The sequence below is a fragment of the Peribacillus sp. NPDC076916 genome (assembly GCF_050269675.1).
Classification (GTDB): Bacteria; Bacillota; Bacilli; order Bacillales; family DSM-1321; genus Peribacillus; species Peribacillus aracenensis.
The window spans coordinates 56,530-74,341 of sequence record NZ_JBNNIU010000007.1 but is presented as its reverse complement, the minus strand read 5'-3'; the positions used below and the strand labels follow the sequence as shown (position 1 = coordinate 74,341).

Annotated in this window: 18 protein-coding genes and 1 pseudogene; 16 read left to right on the top strand and 3 right to left on the bottom strand. The window is 40.3% G+C overall.

Going from position 1 to position 17,812, the window contains the following annotated elements; genetic code table 11:
• The first annotated feature begins 264 nt into the window (after window positions 1-264).
• From acnA to ACQKFG_RS19420, 7 genes are all read left to right on the top strand, one after another.
• Window positions 265-2,976, top strand: a complete 2,712-nt coding sequence (gene acnA / locus ACQKFG_RS19450; protein ID WP_192204570.1) for an aconitate hydratase AcnA — start codon at window positions 265-267, stop codon at window positions 2,974-2,976.
• 206 nt (window positions 2,977-3,182) lie between these two features.
• A complete protein-coding gene (locus ACQKFG_RS19445; RefSeq protein ID WP_427561876.1) occupies window positions 3,183-3,716 on the top strand; it encodes a TlpA disulfide reductase family protein in 534 nt (177 codons plus the stop codon).
• 408 nt (window positions 3,717-4,124) lie between these two features.
• The gene (locus ACQKFG_RS19440) at window positions 4,125-4,253 is read left to right on the top strand and encodes an FbpB family small basic protein (RefSeq protein WP_192204573.1); all 129 of its coding nucleotides are present in this window, start codon (window positions 4,125-4,127) and stop codon (window positions 4,251-4,253) included.
• Window positions 4,254-4,391: 138 nt separating this feature from the next.
• Window positions 4,392-4,535, top strand: coding sequence for an acid-soluble spore protein N (locus tag ACQKFG_RS19435; RefSeq protein ID WP_057275900.1), 144 nt, complete (start codon window positions 4,392-4,394; stop codon window positions 4,533-4,535).
• A gap of 64 nt (window positions 4,536-4,599) precedes the next feature.
• Window positions 4,600-4,845 (top strand): small acid-soluble spore protein Tlp, encoded by a 246-nt coding sequence (gene tlp / locus ACQKFG_RS19430; protein ID WP_192204574.1) that lies wholly within the window; start codon window positions 4,600-4,602, stop codon window positions 4,843-4,845.
• 158 nt (window positions 4,846-5,003) lie between these two features.
• A complete protein-coding gene (locus ACQKFG_RS19425; RefSeq protein WP_342615641.1) occupies window positions 5,004-5,435 on the top strand; it encodes a thioesterase family protein in 432 nt (143 codons plus the stop codon).
• Window positions 5,436-5,460: 25 nt separating this feature from the next.
• A complete protein-coding gene (locus ACQKFG_RS19420) occupies window positions 5,461-5,754 on the top strand; it encodes a hypothetical protein (RefSeq protein ID WP_192204576.1) in 294 nt (97 codons plus the stop codon).
• A gap of 37 nt (window positions 5,755-5,791) precedes the next feature.
• Here ACQKFG_RS19420 and ACQKFG_RS19415 read toward each other — a convergent pair whose 3' ends face one another.
• Window positions 5,792-6,088: a HesB/YadR/YfhF family protein gene (locus ACQKFG_RS19415; RefSeq protein ID WP_427561871.1), complete on the bottom strand. Its 297-nt coding sequence runs from the start codon at window positions 6,086-6,088 to the stop codon at window positions 5,792-5,794.
• 66 nt (window positions 6,089-6,154) lie between these two features.
• Between ACQKFG_RS19415 and ACQKFG_RS19410 the strand changes: the two genes are divergently transcribed.
• Window positions 6,155-6,667 (top strand): NUDIX hydrolase, encoded by a 513-nt coding sequence (locus tag ACQKFG_RS19410; protein ID WP_427561868.1) that lies wholly within the window; start codon window positions 6,155-6,157, stop codon window positions 6,665-6,667.
• Between the two features lie 405 nt (window positions 6,668-7,072).
• Here ACQKFG_RS19410 and ACQKFG_RS19405 read toward each other — a convergent pair whose 3' ends face one another.
• Window positions 7,073-7,216: a YycC family protein gene (locus tag ACQKFG_RS19405; RefSeq protein WP_098371894.1), complete on the bottom strand. Its 144-nt coding sequence runs from the start codon at window positions 7,214-7,216 to the stop codon at window positions 7,073-7,075.
• A 314-nt stretch (window positions 7,217-7,530) separates the two neighbouring features.
• Here ACQKFG_RS19405 and ACQKFG_RS19400 point away from each other — a divergent pair, with 314 nt between their 5' ends.
• From ACQKFG_RS19400 to ACQKFG_RS19390, 3 genes and pseudogenes are all read left to right on the top strand, one after another.
• Entirely contained in the window at window positions 7,531-7,686 is a 156-nt protein-coding gene (locus ACQKFG_RS19400; protein ID WP_369619098.1) for a hypothetical protein, read from the top strand.
• A 16-nt stretch (window positions 7,687-7,702) separates the two neighbouring features.
• A complete protein-coding gene (locus ACQKFG_RS19395) occupies window positions 7,703-7,918 on the top strand; it encodes a hypothetical protein (protein WP_427561864.1) in 216 nt (71 codons plus the stop codon).
• 93 nt (window positions 7,919-8,011) lie between these two features.
• Window positions 8,012-8,191, top strand: a pseudogene (locus ACQKFG_RS19390) (methyl-accepting chemotaxis protein); the annotation flags it as partial.
• Between the two features lie 202 nt (window positions 8,192-8,393).
• On the opposite strand, the gene plsY reads toward ACQKFG_RS19390, so the two are convergent.
• On the bottom strand, window positions 8,394-8,981 hold the full coding sequence (gene plsY, locus ACQKFG_RS19385) for a glycerol-3-phosphate 1-O-acyltransferase PlsY (protein WP_427561861.1): 588 nt from the start codon (window positions 8,979-8,981) through the stop codon (window positions 8,394-8,396).
• A 490-nt stretch (window positions 8,982-9,471) separates the two neighbouring features.
• On the opposite strand from plsY, the gene ACQKFG_RS19380 reads away from it, so the two are divergent.
• From ACQKFG_RS19380 to ACQKFG_RS19360, 5 genes are all read left to right on the top strand, one after another.
• Window positions 9,472-9,882, top strand: a complete 411-nt coding sequence (locus tag ACQKFG_RS19380; protein ID WP_427561858.1) for a CoA-binding protein — start codon at window positions 9,472-9,474, stop codon at window positions 9,880-9,882.
• Window positions 9,883-10,265: 383 nt separating this feature from the next.
• Complete coding sequence (gene parE, locus ACQKFG_RS19375) at window positions 10,266-12,251, top strand: DNA topoisomerase IV subunit B (RefSeq protein ID WP_141994290.1); 1,986 nt, start codon at window positions 10,266-10,268, stop codon at window positions 12,249-12,251.
• Window positions 12,241-14,685, top strand: a complete 2,445-nt coding sequence (gene parC / locus ACQKFG_RS19370; RefSeq protein ID WP_427561854.1) for a DNA topoisomerase IV subunit A — start codon at window positions 12,241-12,243, stop codon at window positions 14,683-14,685. The genes parE and parC overlap by 11 nt, the downstream gene beginning before the upstream one ends.
• 333 nt (window positions 14,686-15,018) lie before the next feature.
• A complete protein-coding gene (locus ACQKFG_RS19365; RefSeq protein WP_192204582.1) occupies window positions 15,019-16,620 on the top strand; it encodes a long-chain-fatty-acid--CoA ligase in 1,602 nt (533 codons plus the stop codon).
• A gap of 38 nt (window positions 16,621-16,658) precedes the next feature.
• Complete coding sequence (locus ACQKFG_RS19360; RefSeq protein ID WP_427561850.1) at window positions 16,659-17,810, top strand: acyl-CoA dehydrogenase family protein; 1,152 nt, start codon at window positions 16,659-16,661, stop codon at window positions 17,808-17,810.
• Window positions 17,811-17,812 lie beyond the last annotated feature (2 nt).

Sequence of the window (17,812 nt, the reverse complement as noted above, 5' to 3'; positions counted from 1 at the left end):
GTAAGGCTTCCAAAATGCACTTTAATATGTGGGGAATTTTTTTCTATAAGAGAAACTTATCAAAAACAATAACTTTCTTGTTATTTACTTATACTCATTTCTATATTAGTATTAAGTTGAAGGAAGAGTTAGGGTGGGAGAAGAGAGAGAAAATTCGACAAACTAACTTTTTTACTTATATTTATAGTAAACATGGTTTCAGTGAACCAGGTTTTACTTTTATGTGCAGAATAAGTTCTGACAGTTTAATAGGGGGTAATATTCATGACGAAAAATGACGTATACCAAGCGCGTAAGTCCTTTGAGATTGATGGGCAACGCTACAACTACTACAGCTTAGACGCTATTGAAAAAGCAGGGGACGGCAAAGTATCACGCCTTCCATATTCCATTAAAGTATTACTTGAAGCGGTACTTCGCCAAGTGGACGGAAGAGTAATCACAAAAGAACACGTTGCGAACCTTGCTAAATGGGGAACAAGCGAGCAACAAGATATAGATGTTCCGTTCAAGCCATCACGTGTAATCCTACAAGATTTCACTGGTGTTCCAGTTGTTGTTGACTTAGCTTCTTTACGTAATGCTTTCGCAGCACTTGGTGGGGACCCTGACAAAATCAACCCGGAAATCCCGGTTGACCTTGTAATTGACCACTCTGTACAAGTTGATAAAGCAGGTACAATGGATTCCCTTGATGCCAATATGGATCTTGAATTCGAACGTAATGCAGAGCGTTACCAGTTCCTAAGCTGGGCTCAAAAATCATTCAACAACTATCGTGCAGTTCCACCTGCAACTGGTATCGTTCACCAAGTTAACCTAGAGTACCTTGCAAACGTAGTTCATGCTGTTGAAACTCCAAACGGCGACTTCGAAGTATTCCCTGATTCTGTTTTCGGTACAGATTCACATACTACAATGATCAACGGTATTGGTGTTCTTGGTTGGGGTGTCGGCGGTATCGAAGCAGAAGCAGGCATGCTTGGACAGCCTTCTTACTTCCCAGTTCCAAAAGTGGTTGGTGTTAAACTGACTGGCGAACTTCCTAAAGGTACAACGGCTACTGACCTTGCATTGAAAGTAACACAAGTTCTTCGTGCACACGGCGTAGTTGGTAAATTCGTTGAGTTCTACGGCCCAGGAGTAGGATACCTTCCACTTGCTGACCGTGCAACAATCGCTAACATGGCTCCAGAATACGGTGCTACAGTTGGTTTCTTCCCTGTTGATGCAGAAGCGATCGATTACATGCGCTTAACAGGCCGTGATGAAAAACAAATTAAAGTGGTTGAATCATATTGCAAAGAAAATGGATTGTTCTACTCTCCTGAAAACGAAGATCCAGCATACAATGATGTTGTGGAAATCGACCTTTCAGCAATTGAACCAAACCTTTCAGGCCCTAAACGCCCGCAAGATTTGATTCCACTTTCTCAAATGAAAAAATCTTTCCATGACGCTATCAATGCACCTATGGGCAACCAAGGTTTCGGCATGGACAATTCTGAATTGGATAAAGAAGTAACTGTTAAATTTGCCGATGGTAAAGAAACGGTGATGAAAACAGGTGCGATTGCAATTGCTGCAATCACAAGCTGTACGAACACTTCTAACCCATATGTAATGCTTGGAGCGGGTCTTATTGCTAAAAAAGCAGTTGAAAAAGGCCTAACTGTTCCAGATTATGTAAAAACATCATTGGCACCAGGTTCTAAAGTTGTTACTGGTTACCTTCGTGATGCTGGTCTTCAACCATACCTTGACCAATTAGGATTCAACGTAGTTGGTTACGGTTGTACTACATGTATCGGTAACTCAGGTCCATTGGCTGACGAAATCGAAGCAGCTGTTGCTGAAGCAGATCTTCTGGTAACATCAGTACTTTCAGGTAACCGTAACTTTGAAGGACGTATTCACCCACTTGTGAAAGCAAACTATCTTGCTTCTCCTACTTTGGTTGTTGCTTACGCTCTTGCTGGAACTGTGGACTTTGATCTAAACAACGATTCACTTGGTAAAGACAAAGATGGTAACGATGTATACCTTGCTGACATCTGGCCATCACAAGAAGAAGTTAACGCTGCTGTTAAAGCAACAGTTACACCTGAGTTATTCCGTAAAGAATACGAAACTGTATTCAACGATAACAAACGTTGGAACGAAATCCAAACTAGCAATGAAGCGATTTATGCTTTCGATTCTAAATCAACATACATTCAAAATCCTCCATTCTTTGAAGGATTATCACCAGAACCTGGTTCAGTTAACCCACTTTCCGGTTTGCGTGTAGTTGGTAAATTCGGTGACTCAGTTACAACTGACCACATTTCTCCTGCAGGTGCAATCGGTAAAGATACACCAGCTGGTATCTACCTTCGTGAAAACGGTGTGAAACCGCGTGACTTTAACTCTTACGGTTCTCGTCGTGGTAACCATGAAGCGATGATGCGCGGAACGTTCGCTAACATCCGTATCCGTAACCAAGTTGCTCCAGGTACAGAAGGTGGATTCACAACTTACTGGCCAACAGGCGATGTAATGGCTATCTATGATGCTTGTATGAAATATAAAGCTGATGGAACAGGTCTTGCAGTCATCGCTGGTAAAGACTATGGTATGGGAAGCTCTCGTGACTGGGCTGCGAAAGGTACTAACCTTCTTGGCATCAAAACAGTCATCGCTGAAAGCTTTGAACGTATTCACCGTTCTAACCTTGCATTGATGGGTGTTCTTCCTCTTCAATTCAAAGAAGGCGAAAACGCTGAAACGCTTGGATTGACTGGTAAAGAAGCGATCGCAGTTAAAATCGACGAAACAGTTAAACCTCGTGATATCGTAACAGTTACAGCTACTGATGAAGCTGGAAACGTAAAAGAATTTGATGTGCTTGTTCGTTTCGATTCCGAAATCGAAATCGACTACTACCGTCACGGTGGTATCCTTCAAATGGTATTACGTAATAAATTAAAAGGCTAATTTCAGCTTTTAGGAAGCGGTAAACCTACTTGTCAGGTTTACCGCTTTTTTTGTGTCAAGTTTTTGAAACAAAGCGATATCATGATATGATTTGAAGGAATTACACTTTTCCGGATGTCCTTTTATTGTTAAGATGGAATAGGGAAGTTGTTCTATTTCTGGAAATGGAATAATATTTTTATTGTAATGGGACTAGGAGGACGAGTATGCTTAAAAAAATTATTGCTTCGGTGGCCTTACTGTCACTTATTACGGTAGCGATCGTGCAGGCAATGGATAATGAACCGAAGGGAAATGACGAAAAAGATGCTTTGGGCGGATTGAAAATTGAAGCTAAAGCACCGAATTTCTCCCTGAAAACTTTGGATGGGAAACAAGTTGAATTATCTGATTATAAGGGTAAAAAGGTAATGTTGAATTTTTGGGCAACGTGGTGTCCGCCTTGCAAGAAGGAAATGCCGGATATGGAGAAATATGCACAGCAAGCTGGTGATGATGTGGTCGTTCTAGCCGTCAATATTGACCCCGAAAACGATGTACAAGCATTTGTAGAGGATAATGGAATTACTTTTACAATTCCGCTGGACAGTCAAAGTGCCAAGAATCCAGTGAATGAGCGTTACAGGATTCTCAGCATTCCAACAACTTACTTCATCGATAAAAAAGGCATTATCAGGAATAAGGTAATTTCAGCCATGCAACTTAAAGATATGGAACGAAATATAAATAGCATGCAGTAGGAGAAACTTTATGAAGTACCATCAGAATGGAAGAAATTATCGTCACTTGGTACAGACGGCGGTAAGGGAGCAGATATCTGAAAAACAACGGGAATGTATTTTCAGAACAAAATGGTTCAATTGGCTTTTTACCGAAATTAGTCTACAGTTGGACGGAACCTTTATGAGGTTCCGTTTTATTGTGTGTTAACAAAGTTGTCAAAATTTAATGATAAAATCTAAAAATTTTAAAAATTATGGTTAATGTTTATGAAAAAAGGGTTAAAGTATAAAGAGTGGAGAAATGGAACTTATTCGGATTTAAAAATCTGATAATTATGACAATTTTAAGGACGGAAACCATATAGTCATAATTTTACGTTAATTTGGCAATACTGAATAGTATATTAAAATAAGTAGGTGAAAAGCATGAAAAAAAGAAAAAGGACATTTGAAGAATTAATAAAAGAAAACAAAAAGGAATTATTGATGGACGTTAAACAAATGGAGAGAATTGAGGAACGTCTTGAAAAGAAACATATGCAAAAGGCTGAATAAGTTTTGCAATATATATTAAAAAGAGCCAGTGCCATGAAGGTCCCTTCAAAGTGCTGGCTCTTTTTTCATGGCTTTTTCAAAAACTGGCATTCATGAATTTCCTCTTTTTTATCCATGATAAGAGAAGGAGGCGATAGAATGGGTAATCCAAAAAAAGATTCCAAACACTTTAGACCGAGCCATCTAGGGACACAACCAATAGCAGCGGGTGGGAATAACGGTAAGAAAATGCAGGACAAATCCGGGAAACATCCTCAGGTCATTCAAACTAAAGGCGAATAATCAAGTTATAGTAAAGTGATCGTAATAATATTATGTAAATAAAAAATCATGAGGTGAAAATATAATGGGCTCATATAAACACAATCAGGATAACCGTTTGGATAATGTTGAAAAAATTCAGGATGCAATTCAAAATACAGAAGAAAACATAACCGCTGCAAATGAAACGTTATCATTCTCTTCAGGTGTGGAGAAACAGGCAATTGAGGCCAAAAATGAACGAAGAAGAAAGAGCATTGAAGGAATGAAGGAAGAAATGCAAGATGAGCAAGAAGCACGGGAAAGCGGTTATAGTAACGATAATATGTAAACAACTAAGTAAAGGGGAGAAAGAGGGCAAAATCTTTCTCCTCTTTATTTTTAGTTTTTCATGGCAGGGAAGCAGTCAATCAAGACAGCTTAAATGAAAATTGCACATTTGTTATGGTAGAATGTTTATTGCAATAGAAATGAAAGTGGGGAAACGTAATGTTCATAGCTGAAAACGAAATTGAAGTGCGGTACGCAGAGACAGATCAAATGGGTGTTGTTTACCATGCGAATTATTTGATATGGATGGAACTGGGCAGGACAAAATTGATAAATGATTTAGGGTTTTATTATGCTGATATGGAAGCGGATGGCATCCTCTCACCTGTTATGGATATTCAGGCTTCGTATAAAACCCCTGTTAGATATGGTGATAAGGTAAAAGTTAAAACCTGGATTGAAAAGTATGACGGCTTACGGGTCATTTATGGGTATGAGATCGTTAATGGGAAAAATGAAGTGGCGGCTACAGGTCATTCTTCCCACGTATGCGTTAAAAAGGAGAGCTTCCGCCCGATATCCATTAAACGAATGTATCCTGATTGGCATGAGGCCTATGAGAAAAATAAAAAGCAGGATGAATTGGATTAATTATATTTATTGAGGTGATCAAGAAATGGCTTTTGGGATTAAACGGGGGGACGTAGTAGCCTGGAAGCAGAAAATAGATCAAGGTCAAATAGCTTTTTTAACTCATTATTGGCTAGATGACCGATTTCCTGGCTGCAAGACGGTTACTAAAGTGGGATGCAAAGATTTACTGCGTTTATCGGAGTGGGGTAAGAAATACGGGCTAAAAAAAGAATGGATTCACCACAGGAAGGATGGCTATTCTCATTTCGATCTTTTAGGGGATAAGCAAGTGGAAATTTTAAGGGCGGAACATATAAAAGAGCGCCTGCTCGATTGAACAAGAAAAAACAGCAGTTAACACCGCTGCTTTATTGTCAGGCACTTTTTTTATAGTGGAATTCTGGTTCTGTCAGTTTTTCATTAAAAGTAATGAGTAAATCGTGATCATCAAAGTACCATAAATCTTTTTCTTCTACATAAAAATTAATCTCATTCATAGTTGTTACTGCTGCTGCTGTTTCAGGTTCTTCTTGCATGATACCTAATGAAAAGCCGCTTTGGACGGTACTATGCCCGCCATATCTTACATAAAAGCGCAAATGAGAGCCTTCTTGAAGCCCCAGCTCATCAATATACCACTTGGCTGCTTGATCGGAAATGGTCAGTTTCATACTAATTCTCCTTCCTAGAGGTTCGTTATTAAAGTATAAAGTAATTATGAAGTAGAAGCGAATAATGTGCGTTTCAGAAAGGAAACAACCATGGATATTATGTATAATATTTGTTTCATAACTCGAAAAAGATCCAACGAAGTTGAAGTGTTGATGCTATTTCGCCAAAAGAATCCGAATAGGCATAAATGGAATGGTATAGGTGGGAAAATAGAACAAGGTGAAACCATTGATGAATCGATGGAACGGGAAATTCTTGAAGAAACTGGATTGAAGGTAAAGGGGATGGCCTTTCGAGGGATCGTGACATGGAATCAGACGGGCGGAATGTATGTTTACCGAGCTGAAGATGCTGGGGGCGGACTATCTGCCTGTGATGAAGGGGAACTTGCCTGGAAGCCATTTAAATGGGTTTTGGAGTCAAATGAAGTTGTGTCCAACATAAAGTATTATCTAAAAGATATATTACAGGATGAACCATCACTAGAATTTGCCTGTACCTATGAAAATGAACACTTAATATCGGTCATAAAGAAGCCATTGCCTGATTTTGCAAAAGAATTGATCTTCACCAATTGAAAACCGCCCAAGTGCGGTTTTTTGCCTATTATGATTCCTGGAATATTCGGGGAATTGGTATAGGGTAAGCAAGATACGGAAAATTTTAATCCTAAAAGCAATATACCATCTGGGGATGCTGATTTGTGGAAAAGGAGATGGGGCTCCTTTCATTTTTGGCTCATAAGGACATGTATGGATATGAGATGTTTCGAACAGCTCAAACTGATGGTTAATTACATTATAAAAGAAAGCTGCAGTTTCCTTAGAAGGACTGAAAAGGAAATATTTATGCGGCCGGAGAAGTTGGGTATTGCTCATTTTCAAGATCAATGGGCAGGATGGAACGCCTTTTAAGATATACTCCGTAAGGCCGTTTCGCACACAAATGAGTGCGCACAAAAATAGCTGCAGATTCCTCTGCAGCTATTTTGTATTTTCTTTTGCTTCTGCCTCGGCAAGCTTTCTCAGCAAGACGGGTGTAGGCATATGCATGATTTGTTCTAAAGGCAAATTTAGTGACTTTGATAACTTTAATGCGGTTTCCGGTGATATTTGCAATGGCTTCATGGCACTTTCTCCTAACGATATTTAATAGTTAGTTCCAGTGTAGCCTCTGTTCTGCAATTATTCAATCCTTACTTGACCATTCCTCCATTAAACAAGATCCATACTATCCTTTTGATGGGAAGTTAATGCAGAAATGATCCGGGTCCATTTACCTTGACAAAAGAATTGCAATGAAGCCAGAATAAAAATATATATAGTCTTAATGAATCATTTACTTTAAAGATAATCGATTTATTTTTAATTAATTGATAGTAAGACTCGTATCGGCTTGGTGGAATATCTTGGATTCACTTCGAATTAAGGGGGAGAGGGATGTGGAGATTTTCAAAAAAGGCAAGCTGGAACAAGCACTCTGGTTTCAAAAAACAAAAGAAACAGATGGCATATTGGATGTAAGCAATGAACAAGTGAAACGGCATATGAATATCATCGATTTAACTGAATACGATTTAAAGCTGATACGCTTTTAAGGAAATAAAAGAGGAAGTGAGAAGGAAAATCTCGTTAGTTAGTCAAGAAGTCCTGTATTTAAGTGAAGAAACGGATGCTTCCGTTAAGCAATGGATAGAAAGCGGTCAATATGTCAAAATGCAGATCGCAACGCGCGCTGAACAATCACTTTGTTCCAAAACATTGGCTGAAGAGGGGCAGAATCGTATGCAGATCTTAACGGAAAAGATACAAACCTTGTTATCTTCATGAAAAATGTTGATGAAAATCTCGTTTTATTAAACCAATTTTTCCTAAGCATTACCGAGTTTGTTATGCTTGTACAGGGAATAAGGCGAACATGGTGATGGATTTGCAGTTGTTTCAAATGAGGTCAGGAAACTTGCAGAACAGACTAAAAAATCGATAGCTGAAATCGTGCAAACATCTAATGAATATATGAAAGATTTTCTTGATTCCATCCAAAGGGTCAAGGAAGCGGTTCAAGCAGGAGAGAAAGAATTGGAGTTAACAGAAATTCTTTAATGAAATAATCGGGCTTATCAAAGGGAATAAAACCGTTTCTGCAGAAAAGGAAACGGAAATTCAGGGATTGGTGTCAACCATCAAGGAAATCGGGACCGATACTGAAAAGGGTTCAGGGCATGCCGGTATCCTGAATAACACGGCTAATGAATTGTAGAATGGAAAACAGGCCCATACATAAGGGCCTGTTTTCACTTTGATCTTACAACCACTTTACCTTCGGTTCAGTTTTATCGATAATCCGCTTGATGTTTGCGCGATGCCGGTAAAAAATGAAGATCGTTATTAAACTGATTACAATAATGAGCGCCGTGTCATGAATATGAAAAACTAAACTGTAGATGAGAGCAAGTAGACAAGCAATCATGGATGAAAGCGAGACATATTTGGATATGTATAAGGATATAAAGAAAATGATGACGGCAAAGACAAAAAACCATGGTTCATAAGCAAGAATGACACCAGCAGAAGTTGCCACCGCTTTTCCGCCCCGAAAGTTTGCAAAAATGGGAAACATATGACCGATGACCGCAATAACTCCGGCTAGCAATAAATGCATGTCCACGCCTAGCATATACGGCAGACAAGTTGCTAGGGTACCCTTAAGTATATCCATGATGGTAACGGTTAGCCCTGCCTTGACACCAAGTGTCCTGAAGGTATTTGTCCCGCCCAGATTTTTACTGCCATGCTCCCGGATGTCGATTTTGTAAAATTTTTTACCAATTATTAAACCGGAAGGAATCGAGCCGATCAGGTAGGCAGCCAGTATAGTGATAAATGTAAGCATTCTATTACCCTTTCTTTTAAGAAAAATCTTCTTTTTTTATCACGTTTAAGGGTCGATTAATCCCTTTTTCAAAAATAAACGTGTAGAAATAGCTAAAAACAGCCTTAAAATACCTGTTAAGCTTCTCTTATTGTAACATTTTCGTGACAAAATGGGACGGTTGTCCAAAAAAAATCCACTAAAAAAATGAATTTTCCTTGATGAACTTACATCTTTTGATATACGTTAAGTTCATGAAGGGTGAAAGGTTTAGCCTTCCTTATTTTCGTCAATATAAATGAAGGATGCCTCTTTGTATAAATTGTTACAATACGTGGTAGTCTGTATGAACATAAGAAAGTTAAGTGAGTCATGTCTTTTCGAAACTTTTTCTTTCTTGTATAATGGTTTTTCTTAATAATGGTAATAAACAGCTTTTATCTGTAGATACCTTTGTTAGGAATACTCTTTAGTCAAATATTACATTTTATTATAAAGGGGATTGAAAAGAATGATAGAAAATCCAAGCAGGGAAGAAATGGGAAAGATTTTGAAAAAATCGAAGCGCATCGCTGTCGTTGGTTTATCTAATAACCCTGAGCGTACTTCTTATATGGTATCGAAGGCCATGCAGGAAAGCGGATATGAAATCATCCCGGTAAACCCTGCAATATCTGAAGTGCTGGGTGTCAAGGCAGTTAAAGCTCTGAAAGATATTGAAGGGCACGTCGATATCGTCAATGTTTTCCGCCGTTCAGAGTTCCTTCCGGAGATAGCCAAGGAATTTGCAGAAATCGATGCAGATATCTTTTGGGCGCAGCTTGGGGTGGAAAATGAAGAAGCCTATAATTTTTTGAAAGAAAAAGGATACACTGTCATCATGAATCGATGCATAAAAGTCGAGCACGCCCTTACCAAGTAATATGAAGAGCGGAACTTCCGCTCTTTTTTTAGGCATCGCTGTATCTCAATCGGAGAAAAAACTAAAAGGCAGCCATAGCGGGCATTGAGCGATCGGGAAATTAGGGCCATTAAAGCTTAATTTGATTAAAATATAAAAGTATATTTGCCAAATGAAAATTTACCGCTACAATTAGAATGGTAGCTATGATACGTTTTGTTCCACACAAATGTGCAAACGCTAATAAAAAGGACAAAAAAATAGAACACTTGTTCTTTGTTCGGGAAAGTATTATACTTTTTATATGATATTAAGGTATTAAAGAATTTGTTAAGCTAGTGAGTCATTTCATTGCAGTATGATTTGGCCCGGAAATTGTGTTTAGTAAGGAAAGGGGAATTTCTGTGGCAAAGAAAGTAAAAACAATCGAGTACAATGATGATGCAATTCAGGTACTGGAAGGACTCGAAGCGGTCAGAAAACGTCCCGGTATGTATATCGGCAGTACTGATGCACGCGGACTTCATCATTTAGTGTACGAGATTGTAGATAACTCCGTAGATGAGGCTTTAGCTGGATATGGAGACCAAATTAGTGTGAAAATACATAAAGATAACAGTGTAAGTGTGTCGGATAAAGGGCGCGGAATGCCTATTGGCATGCATAAATTAGGTAAACCGACGCCTGAAGTCATTTTGACGATTCTTCATGCTGGAGGTAAATTTGGACAAGGCGGATATAAAACGAGTGGAGGCCTTCATGGAGTAGGTGCTTCGGTCGTTAACGCGTTGTCTGAATGGCTTGTCGTGACGATCAAAAGGGACGGGTTCATTTACGAACAACGTTTTTTCAATGGCGGAAAGCCAGAAACCACACTGGAGAAAATCGGTAAAACGAATCAAGCTGGGACCAAAATCCACTTCAAGCCCGATCCAAAAATATTTTCAGTGACGACTTTTAATTATGATATCCTATGTGAACGTCTTCGCGAATCGGCTTTTCTTTTAAAAGGCATGAAGATAGAATTGACGGATGAGCGTAACGACCATAATGAAATTTTTCACTATGAAAATGGAATTGAAGCGTTTGTTGATTATTTAAATGAAGAAAAAGAGACCCTTCATAGTGTAGTCAGCTTGGAAGGGGAACAAAATGGGATAGAGGTCGAACTCGCCTTTCAATTCAATGATGGTTATTCAGAAAATATTTTAAGCTTTGTAAATAACGTTCGTACAAAAGACGGAGGCACCCATGAGATTGGTGCAAAAACGGCCATGACAAGGGCATTTAATGATTATGCCAGAAAAATGGGGCTATTAAAGGAAAAAGATAAAAACCTCGAAGGTACCGATATACGTGAAGGCTTGTCTTCAATCATTTCAGTACGTATCCCTGAAGAACTTCTTCAATTCGAAGGACAAACCAAGAGCAAGCTTGGAACCAGTGAAGCCCGTTCTGCAGTCGATTCCATCGTATCAGAGCACTTAGCCTACTTTTTTGAAGAAGATCCGACAACGAGTACCCTATTGGTTAAAAAAGCGATTAAAGCGTTCCAAGCAAGGGAAGCCGCACGCAAAGCTCGTGAGGACGCAAGAAGCGGGAAGAAACGGAAGAAATCCGATGCCATCCTTTCTGGGAAATTAACACCAGCTCAATCGAAAAATCCCGAACGGAATGAATTGTATCTTGTGGAAGGTGACTCTGCTGGGGGATCCGCTAAACAAGGCCGGGATCGCCGTTTCCAAGCAGTACTGCCATTACGGGGTAAAGTTATCAATACGGAAAAAGCGAAACTAGCCGATATTTTTAAAAACGAGGAAATAAATACGATCATCCATGCCATCGGCGGAGGTGTCGGGGCGGAGTTCAACACGCCGGACACCAACTATGATAAAGTGATCATCATGACTGATGCCGATACGGATGGTGCCCATATTCAAGTGCTGCTGCTGACTTTCTTTTATCGCTATATGAAGCCGTTAATAGAATCAGGGAAGGTTTACATTGCCTTGCCCCCTTTATATAAAGTGAGCAAAGGGACCGGGAAGAAGGAAGTCATTGAATATGCATGGAGTGACGAAGAACTTCAGGGAGCGATAGACAAGGTGGGGAAAGGCTATATGATTCAGCGCTATAAAGGGCTGGGTGAGATGAATGCCGACCAATTATGGGATACCACCATGAACCCGGAAACAAGGACATTGATACGTGTGAAGATCGATGATGGTGCCCGTGCAGAAAGACGTGTGACAACGTTGATGGGAGATAAGGTTGAACCGCGTCGTAAGTGGATTGAAGCCAATGTCGCTTTTGGTCTCGAAGAGGAATCGAATATTTTAGATAATGAAAATATGTCGATTGAAGAGGAGGTCATTAACGATGGTATTTGAAGAAACGTTTCGAGATTTGCCGCTTGAAGAGGTAATTGGTGACCGCTTCGGGCGTTATAGTAAATATATTATCCAAGACCGGGCACTTCCGGATGCTAGGGACGGTTTAAAACCGGTGCAGCGCAGGATATTGTATGCGATGCATGTCGAAGGAAATACCCAGGAAAAAGGGTTTAGGAAATCTGCAAAAACGGTCGGTAATGTAATTGGTAACTATCACCCTCACGGAGATTCGTCCGTTTATGAGGCAATGGTTCGGATGAGCCAAGACTGGAAGCTGCGGAAGGTCATGGTCCAAATGCACGGAAACAATGGCAGTATCGATGGTGATCCTCCTGCTGCGATGCGGTATACGGAAGCAAGGCTTTCATCGATTGCCTCCGAGATGCTGCGGGATATAGAAAAAAGGACGGTCGATTTCGTACCGAACTTTGATGATACTTCGGAAGAGCCCATTGTATTACCAGCAATGTTCCCTAACCTGCTTGTAAACGGCTCTACAGGAATTTCAGCCGGCTATGCCACTGAAATCCCGCCACATCAACTTGGTGAAGTCATTGATGCTGCCATTTTGCGAATCGATAAACCGGAAGCGACAGTCGCTGATTTAATGACGGTCATTAAAGGGCCGGATTTTCCTACTGGAGGTATCATTCAAGGAATTGAAGGCATTCGTAAGGCCTATGAAACAGGTAAAGGGAAAATAATCATTCGTGGGTTGGCGGAAGTGGAAACGATTCGGGGCGGTAAGCAGCAAATCGTCATCACTGAAATCCCATATGAAGTCAATAAAGCAAACCTTGTCAAGAAGATGGATGAGTTCCGTCTAGACCGGAAAGTGGAAGGCATTGCCGAAGTAAGGGATGAAACCGACCGTACAGGACTGCGCATTGTCATTGAACTGAAAAAAGAAGCAGATGCAAATGGAGTCCTGCATTATTTATACAAAAATTCCGATCTCCAAATCGCTTACAATTTCAATATGGTTGCGATTTATAAAAAACGGCCAACATTGATGAGCCTGCCTAAAATGCTCGATGCATATATCGAACACCGTAAAGAGGTAATCGTGAACCGTTCACGTTATGAGTTGCAAAAGGCACATGACAGGGCACATATCGTCGATGGTTTAGTGAAGGCTTTATCCATATTAGATGAGGTCATCGCTGTCATCCGGGCATCTAAAGACAAACGGAATGCTAAAGATAACCTCATTGCTAAATTCGCTTTTACAGAAGCGCAAGCTGAAGCCATTGTCTCTTTGCAGTTATACAGGCTGACAAATACGGATATTACAGCACTTGAAGCAGAGGCAGCGGAATTGAAGAACAAAATAGAGGAATTGACAAAGATTCTTGGCAGTGAAAAAGTTCTTCTTCAAGTGATTAAAAAAGAACTTCGATTCATTAAAAAGGGCTTTGATGACGGACGGCGTTCCAAAATCGAAAAAGAAATTGAAGAAATCAAAATCAATCTTGAAGTCTTGATTGCTAGTGAAGATGTGATGGTTACCGTGACGAAAGAAGGCTATGTCAAACGGACATCGTTACGATCATATGCAGCATCAGGAGGTCTTGATTTTGGCATGAAGGATTCCGACCGCCTGCTCCAGAGGCTGGAGATGAATACAACAGATGTCCTGTTGCTGTTCACATCCAAAGGGAATTACCTATACTGTCCAGTTCATCAGCTTCCTGATATTCGCTGGAAGGAAACCGGTCAGCATATCGCGAACATCATTCCAATCGACAGGGAAGAACAAATCATAAAAGCGATTCCAATCAAAGATTTTACCATGCCGGAATTCTTAGTGTTCATCACGAAAAATGGTATGGTGAAAAAGACAGAATTAGCTTCTTATAAAGCCCAGCGTCATTCAAAACCGCTGGTTGGTGTCAATTTAAAAGGTGAAGATGAACTGGTCGATGTCCACCATACCGATGGCCAGGCTGACCTTTTCCTAGTTACTCATAACGGATACGGTTTATGGTTTGATGAAGAAGAAGTAAGTGTTGTCGGTGTCCGGGCAGCGGGAGTCAAAGGGATTAATTTGAAAGAAGATGACTATGTCATTGGCGGAAAGGTTTTGGCCAAGGATAGTAAAGAATCGATCTTTATCGTTACACAGCGCGGGGCTATAAAGAAAATGAAATTAACCGAGTTTGAAAAAACGAGCCGGGCAAAACGCGGTGTCGTGGTCTTAAGGGAATTGAAATCGAATCCTCATAGGGTCATTGGTTTCGATATCATTAACAAAACCGACAGTCTATTCATTCTTTCTGAAAAGGGAACGATTGAAACGATTCATGCCGCTTCATTAAAAAATCATGATCGGTATACGAATGGGTCATTTGTTTTTGATGAAACGGTTAGTGGGAAAGCTAAAGAATTATGGAAAATATCATTGGAAGATGACTCTGCCATAGAGCAGTGAATCTTTTTTCTAACGGGATGCTGATCTTATCAGCATCCCGTTTTTTTTCCTTTAAATGACCAGTCATATCCTTCCAGAAAATAATCTGCACCTGCCACGCACACAAGCTGAGTCCTTTTACCAAATTAATCAATCAATTCAAAAATGACTTATTGAGTCAAATTTAAATTCTAGTATTATGAACCGAATATTATTAAGAGGACAGCAAATAATTCAATTTTGAATTTTACCTTTAATTGAATCTATGAAACATAACGATTTATTTTTGGCACACTCCTTGCATATTGTTTAGTATGACTTCTTTATTTTTTGAATGAAGAAAGGGGAGGACCAATGGATAGACCTTGGAAAAAGCATATCCCGCAAGGAAATCCAATTGAGATTGATATTCCTGAAATGTCTTTGACAGAACTATTTTATCAATCAGTTGAACAATATTCGAATAAAACAGCGGTTACGTACATGGAGCAGAGGTATACATATTCAGAGTTGGGGAAGTTAGTGAAAAGATGTGCACGCGTGCTTGCTGATGAGGGTGTTGGAAAGGGAGATCGTGTGGCTCTTATGCTTCCCAATTGTCCCCAATATCCAATTGGTTTTTTTGGAACCCTTTTGACTGGAGCCATTGTTGTCCAAGTCAATCCAATGTATAAGGCGAACGAATTAATTCATGTCCTGAAAGATTCAGGTGCAAGGCACATCATTGTGCTCGACGATTTATTGCCAATAGTTGAAGCCATTATAACTGAAACCGATGTTGAAAAGGTGTTGAGCGTGTCGCTGGAAATGGAAAAATGTGAAATGACAAAAAAGCTACTATCTGTAACAGAGGCGGATTTCACTGTGGAGATTGAACCTGCCAAAGATGTCGCCGTTCTCCAATATACAGGAGGAACGACAGGGCGTTCTAAAGGGGCGATGCTAACCCATCGTAATATTGTTGCCAATACGCTGCAAAGTGCAGCCACTTCAAGAATCAATACTCAAAAGGGGAAGGAAAGGGTACTTGGCGTTTCCCCATTATTTCATGTTTACGGCATGACTTCAGGAATGAACCTGACGTTTTATAATGGCGGGGAATTAATTCTTGTATCACGGTTTCAGGTGACGGAGATCGTCGATATCATCAATAATCTTAAACCGACTATTTTTCCAGGGGTACCGACGATGTATATTGCTTTATTACAATATTACCAGTCCCATCCATTTGATTTGGATACATTGAGATCTTGCGTTTCGGGTTCGTCACCATTGCCATTGAATGTACTGTCAAGATTCAACGAATTGAGTGGAACAAAGATTGCAGAGGGCTATGGCCTGTCCGAGGCTTCACCAGTCACGCACCGGAATCCAGTTAGCGGCCTGCAAAAATCCGGAAGTATCGGGATTCCTATACAAAATACCGATGCCGCCATCATTGACAGTATTACAGGGGAGCCAGCCCTTTTGGTTGATACACCAGGTGAATTGGTCATAAAGGGCCCACAGGTAATGAAAGGCTATTGGGGCATGCCGGAAGAGACGCGGCAGACGATTCAAAACGGATGGCTGCATACCGGTGATATTGCCAAGATGGATGAAGATGGCTTCTTTTACATTGTGGGACGGAAGAAAGAGATGATCATCGCTGGCGGTTTCAATATTTATCCAATTGAAATTGAAGATATACTATACAGCCATCCTAAGGTTCTGGAAGCTGCCGTCTTTGGCGTTCCCGATCAATATCGCGGTGAAACGGTACAAGCTGCGGTAGTTCTAAAACCAAATGAAAGAATAACTGAAAACGAATTGAAGGATTATTGCCGAAAGCAGCTCGCTGCCTTTAAAGTCCCAAAAGCAATCACATTTGAAAGTGAACTTCCAAAGACGGCGGTCGGTAAAATCTTAAAACGCAAACTTCAAGAAAAATATGTCGCTTATTCGGATAAATTATGAAAGCGTTAACACTAATTCGTAGATAAAGGGGAATGCAAATGGACTTTCGCTTAGATGAAGACATCTTGCTATTAAAAGAAAATATACGCCAGTTTATTGAAGAGCAAATCGATCCATTTTCCATGCAGATAGAGGATGAAGATCATATCCCGGAATCTATAATAAATTTATCGAAGGAAATCGGTCTATTCGGACTTAGTATCCCGGAAAGGTATGGCGGGCTCGGAATCGGGATGGTGGGAAAATGTGCTTTATATGAGGAAATCGGCAAAACCCATAATGGATATACCACTCTGATAGGGGCCCACACCGGTATAGGGACGGTGGGGATAGTTGAAATGGGCAATGCAATGCAAAAGGAAAAGTATCTACCAGATATGGCAAGCGGTAATAGAATTGGCGCATTTGCTTTAACTGAGCCTGCAGCTGGGTCCCATGCAACGAATCTCAAAATGACGGCTGTCAAAAATGGTGATAAATATATTCTAAATGGGACCAAGCATTATATAACGAATGCAGATGTAGCAGATATTTTTACAGTTATGGCTGTAACGGACAAAGATAAAGGGGCGAAAGGAGTCACCTCATTCATAGTAGAAAAGGATTTTCCGGGTTTTAGAGTTGGCAGCCTGGAAAGGAAGATGGGTCTTCGAGGCTCACATTCGGCCGAATTGGTTTTTGAAGATTGCGAGGTTCCTGCCGAAAATGTACTTGGGGACGTTGGCCAAGGGTATGTAAATGCATTGAAGATCCTTGCAAATGGCCGCGCAGGCCTTGCTGCCCGTAATTTGGGGTCCTGCCAATACCTGCTCGACCTATCTACTAAATATGCCACAGAACGTGAACAATTCAATGTCCCGATCATTGATCATCAGGCCGTATCCCATATGATTGCCGAGATGGCAATGGAAATAGAGGCACTTCGCTCCTTCACATACCGGGTTGCATGGATGGTCGATCAGCAAGAAAAAATCATTAAAGAAGCGGCAATGCTTAAGTTGTATGGTTCGGAAGTATATAATCGTGTCGCTGATAAGGCCGTTCAGATTCATGGCGGGATGGGATACATGAAGGATTATCCGGTTGAACGTTTCTATCGGGATGCCCGAATCACTAGAATATATGAAGGCACATCCGAAATCCAAAAAAATATCATTACCGGACAATTGAAGAGAAAATATCAAGACTAGTC